This window comes from Geminicoccus flavidas (assembly GCF_009806515.1).
Taxonomy (GTDB): Bacteria; Pseudomonadota; Alphaproteobacteria; order Geminicoccales; family Geminicoccaceae; genus Geminicoccus; species Geminicoccus flavidus.
Window position 1 is genome coordinate 1 of sequence record NZ_WUJP01000073.1, and the last position, 4541, is coordinate 4541.

A 4541-nucleotide genomic window follows, 5' to 3' on the forward strand; every position below is an offset into this window, starting at 1 on the left:
AGTGGGGGCTGAAGCGCAGCTGCGCGGTGGCCTACACCGATAAGGGTACCGGCACCGGTGCGCACGACCTGGCACGCGACGAGGTGGGGCTCCTGCGCGGTGAACGGGTGGACGCCGACGAAGCCGGTGGCCGTTCGACCTTCACCGCCCCGATCAGCGAGCGTCAGCGCCAGCGGTTCGACGCCCGCTATCCCGACCGCTTCGCCTGGAAGCATGCGCATTCGCAGACGAATCCGGAGGCGCGCTGGGGGCAGCATGTCCTCCGCTCGCTGGACTTTGCCTTCTTCGCCCTGAACCGCGAGCTGGCGGCGGCGCGTGCTGCCGGCGACGCTCCGTTGCTCGACCAGGACAACACGTTGGTGGTCGCCTCCAGCGTGTCCAATGGCGGTGCCGCCTCCTTGCGGGCAGCGGAGCTCGCCCGGCCGGGCCTGATCGACGGGGTCGTGGTGACCGAGCCGAACGTCAACCCGAGCCGGGACCGCCGCTTCGCGATCCGCCAGGGCCAGGGCAGCGAGCTGCACCAGCACAGCCGGCCGCTCTTCGACTACCTGACCCTGCTCAACCTCTACCAGGGCTGCGCCAACCTGGCCCCGGCCAACCAGACGGCCCCGCTCAACCTCACGCCACGGGCGTTTGGCGAGAATCGCTGCAAGTCCCTGCGCGCCCGCGGCCTGCTGCGTGCCACCGAGCTGGCCGAGCAGGCCGAGGAGGCGCAGCGCATCATCAACGGCTACGGCATCCTGCCGGAGCAGAACGCGGTGGCACCCGGCTACTGGGCCAGCTATGTCGGCCAGGCAGTGGCGGTCACCTATGCCAACGCGTACGCGCAAGCCTCGGTGCTGGAGAATCTGTGCGGCTTCTCGTTCGCCGCAGTGGGCACCGACCCGGCCAGCCCCACTCTGGATCGGGTGATCCCGCTGCCGGAGAGTGCTGCGGCAACGCTGTTCGCCACCGCCAACGGCATCCCGCCCACCGGGGGCGTGGCCGTGGTCAACAACGACGCGCCGGGCGGCGCCATGCGCGACCAGGTCTCCGCGTCGCGCTCGACCGGCCGCCAGGACCAGAACCTGGACGGCCACTTGTGCCTGCGCTCGCTGATCGCCGGGCGACCGACCATGGCACTCTGGGCGGGGTCCGAGCGCTATCGCCGCCATCGTCTGGCGGATGGAATCGACCGGATCCTCGCCAGCGGCCGCCTGCGCGGCACGCCCGCCATCCTGGTCCATGGCCGCGCCGATGCGCTGATCGCACCCAACCACAGCTCCAGGCCCTATTACGCGCTGAGCCGTCTGCAGGACGGCTCGCGGTCGCGGATCAGCTATGTGGAGGTCACGCACGCCCAGCATCTGGACGCGTTCAATTCCCTGCCCGGCTATGACGAGCGGTTCATCCCGCTCCACTATTACTTCGTGCAGGCCATGGACCTGATGTATGCGCACCTGACCGAGGGCGATGCCCTGCCGCCCAGCCAGGTGGTGCGCACCCTGCCCCGCGGGCGCGACGCCGAAGGCAGCGTGCCGCCGATCGAGCTCGAGAACCTGCCGCCGATCAGCCTCACGCCGGCCGAGGATGCGCGGATCACCTTCGACGGTCGCACGCTGGCGATCCCGGACTGAACAGGCGGCGCCGGCGGGCCAGCTTGGCCGCCACGCAATTCCCCGAGACCTGGCCGTTTTTTGTCGCGGCCGCTGGCCCCCCATCGTATCGGGAGCAAGTTATGGCAGGCGGTGGATGAAGTGCCACCGCATCGCTACGAGGAGGAGCGTTCGCTCATGTCTGATCTGATCTGCGTCGCGTTCGACGAGCCGGACACTGCCGACAAGGTGCTGCACGCACTCACCGCCATGACCAAGGAGCAGCTGATCGAACTGACGGATGCCTGCGTGGTCGTCCGGCCGCCGGAGGGTGAGATCCAGCTCAAGCAGATGGTGCCGCTCACCAAGGTTGGAGCCTTGAGCGGCGGCTCGTCCGGCGCGCTGTGGGGCGCGGTGGTGGGCCTGCTGTTCCTCAATCCGCTGGCGGGCATGGTGATCGGCGCCGGGGTCGGGGCGGGCACCGGTGCCCTGGCCGGCCGCCTGTCCGACTACGGCATCGACGATGACTTCATCAGGAGGGTCGGCGGTGCGATCAAGCCCAACAGCTCGGCCCTGTTCCTGCAGATCCGCAAGGTGACCGCCGACAAGGTGCTGGAGCGCCTGCGCGCCGAGGGCTTCCATGGCCATGTGCTGCAGACCTCGCTCACCAACGAGCAGGAGGCGGCACTGCAGAAGGCGATCAGCGAAACCTCCGCCTGACGGTTCGCGGCCGGCCGCAACATCCAACAGGCTGCGGCGTTGGCGATCCTGCGGCCGGCCGGCAACCCGCGCCCCCAGCCAGGCGATTCCAACACCAGAGAAAACGTTCTACGATCCGGCCGCGGGCAACAGGGAGGCCGATCATCGTGAGCGAATATCTCGTGCTGGACAGGAGCTTCGCGCATCTGACCAACAGCAACGCGCGGCTGAGGAAGCTCTGGACGGGTTCGGCCTGGGCGGAAGGCCCGGTGTTCTTCCGCGACGGCAACTTCCTGCTGTTCTCCGACATCCCGAACGACCGGATCATGCGGTTCGTCCCGGACTTCAGCGGCCTGGACGGCACGGTCTCGGTCTATCGCCAGCCCTGCAACAACACCAACGGCCATACCCGCGACCGCGAGGGCCGGCTGATCTCCTGCGAGCATGGCGGCCGCAGGGTGTCGCGCACCGAGCTGGACGGGCGGATCACCGTGATCGCCGACAGCTACAACGGCAAGAAGCTGAACTCGCCCAACGACGCGGTGGTGAAGTCGGACGGCACCATCTGGTTCACCGACCCCTCCTACGGGATCCTGTCCGACCTGGAGGGCTGGAAGGCCGAGCCGGAATATGGCGGCTGCTACGTCTTCCGCTTCGACCCCAAGGACGGCAGCCTCGCCGTGGTGGCCGATGATTTCCTCAAGCCCAACGGGATCGCCTTCTCGCCGGACGAGAAGATCCTCTACATCGCGGATACCGGCGCCTCCCACGACCCGGACGGGCCCAAGCACATCCGCGCCTTCGACGTGAACGAGGACAACAAGCTGAAGAACAGCCGGGTGTTCGCCGAATGCGACGCCGGCCTGTTCGACGGGTTCCGCCTGGACACGGATGGCCGGGTGTGGAGCTCGGCGGGCGACGGCGTGCACTGCTTCGCGCCGGACAGGCAGCTGCTCGGCAAGATCCTGGTGCCCGAGGTCGTGGCGAATGTCTGCTTCGGCGGGTTCAAGCGCAACCGGCTCTATATCTGCGGCACGACCTCGCTCTATGCGGTGCATGTCACCGTCACCGGGGCGCAGGTACCTTGATCGGGCGGGAGGCCGCGACGGCGCCGGTCGCCGGCCTCCTCCTGGCGACCGCCCTCCTGGCCGGCTGCCAGGGCCGGATCGAAGGCGTGGACCGCCATGTCCCGCCGAGCGGGACCACGCTCGCCTATGGCTGCGATGACGGCAGCGGGCTGCAGGTGACCTTCACCGGGCTGGAGGCGGCGACGATCGACCATGCCGGTGCCTCCCGCGAGCTGCACGGCGTCTTTTCCGAGCAGGGCGCCAAGTACAAGGCCGGCGACACCATCCTGCGGATCGAGGGCGACCAGGCGATCCTCGAGAACGTGGACGGCACAAGCCACTGCACAAGACGCGGCTGACAGTGCCCCGCCGGTCCTGGTGGGGCGCGCAGCACCGGTTGACGACGATGGTATGACAGGTTCACATTCATACCAACCGATCACCGTCAGGCCGTGCAGTGGCCGGCTGGCGGGAGGACGGCCCCGTCTCGGGCGGGGCCCAAAGGGAGGCGAACAGTGGCAAGCGCTCGGGCCACCGAGATCGCGCCCGTCGAATCACGGGCGGATCATGCGCCGATCAGGACCCGGCGGCTGCACGAGGAAGTGGCGGCCAGGATCGAGGCGACCATCAATGCGGGAGCGCTCGGGCCGGGCGACAGCCTGCCCTCGGAGCGCGAGCTCATGGCCCGCTATGGCGTGGGCCGCCCAGCCGTGCGTGAGGCGCTCCTGTCCTTGCAGCAGCGCGGGCTGATCGAGCGGCGCAACGGCGAGCGCGCCCGGGTGGCCTCGCCCAGTGCCGCGGACGTGGTCTCGCAGATGACCTTGCCGGTGCGACGGATGCTGGCCCGGCCCGAGAATGTCCGGCACTTTCAGGAAGCGCGCTGGCTGTTCGAGACGGGCGTCGCCCGGCAGGCGGCGCTGCGCGCCACGCCCGAACAGATCGCCACGCTGGCGGCGGCCCTGGAGGCCAACCGGGCGGTGCTGGGCGATCCGGTCGAGTTCGCCCGCACTGACGTGCTGTTCCACCTGCGGCTCGCCGAGATCCCCAACAATCCGATCTTCACCGCCCTGCACGACGCCCTGGTCGGCTGGCTCACCGAGCAGCGCCGAGTGACGCTGACCAGCCCGAAGGCGTTCCAGGTGGCGTTCGCCGCGCATGAGCGGATCTTCAAGGCGGTGGCGGCGCACGAGCCGGACGAGGC

General features: G+C 69.1%; 5 protein-coding genes. All 5 read left to right on the forward strand.

The annotated features are described in order from the left end of the window. Nucleotides 1-1616, forward strand: a 1616-nt coding sequence (locus EQG76_RS01915; RefSeq protein WP_159710109.1) for a 3-hydroxybutyrate oligomer hydrolase family protein, incomplete at its 5' end; no start/stop codon positions are given. A 156-nt stretch (nt 1617-1772) separates the two neighbouring features. Continuing rightward, nucleotides 1773-2294: a DUF1269 domain-containing protein gene (locus tag EQG76_RS01920; protein ID WP_159710111.1), complete on the forward strand. Its 522-nt coding sequence runs from the start codon at nt 1773-1775 to the stop codon at nt 2292-2294. 140 nt (nt 2295-2434) lie between these two features. Then, complete coding sequence (locus EQG76_RS01925; RefSeq protein ID WP_159710117.1) at nt 2435-3361, forward strand: SMP-30/gluconolactonase/LRE family protein; 927 nt, start codon at nt 2435-2437, stop codon at nt 3359-3361. Continuing rightward, nucleotides 3358-3699: an MliC family protein gene (locus EQG76_RS01930; RefSeq protein ID WP_159710113.1), complete on the forward strand. Its 342-nt coding sequence runs from the start codon at nt 3358-3360 to the stop codon at nt 3697-3699. Before EQG76_RS01925 ends, EQG76_RS01930 begins: the two co-directional genes overlap by 4 nt. Before the next feature lie 156 nt (nt 3700-3855). Continuing rightward, on the forward strand, nt 3856-4541 hold a 686-nt coding region (locus EQG76_RS01935; protein WP_159710115.1), incomplete at its 3' end, for a GntR family transcriptional regulator.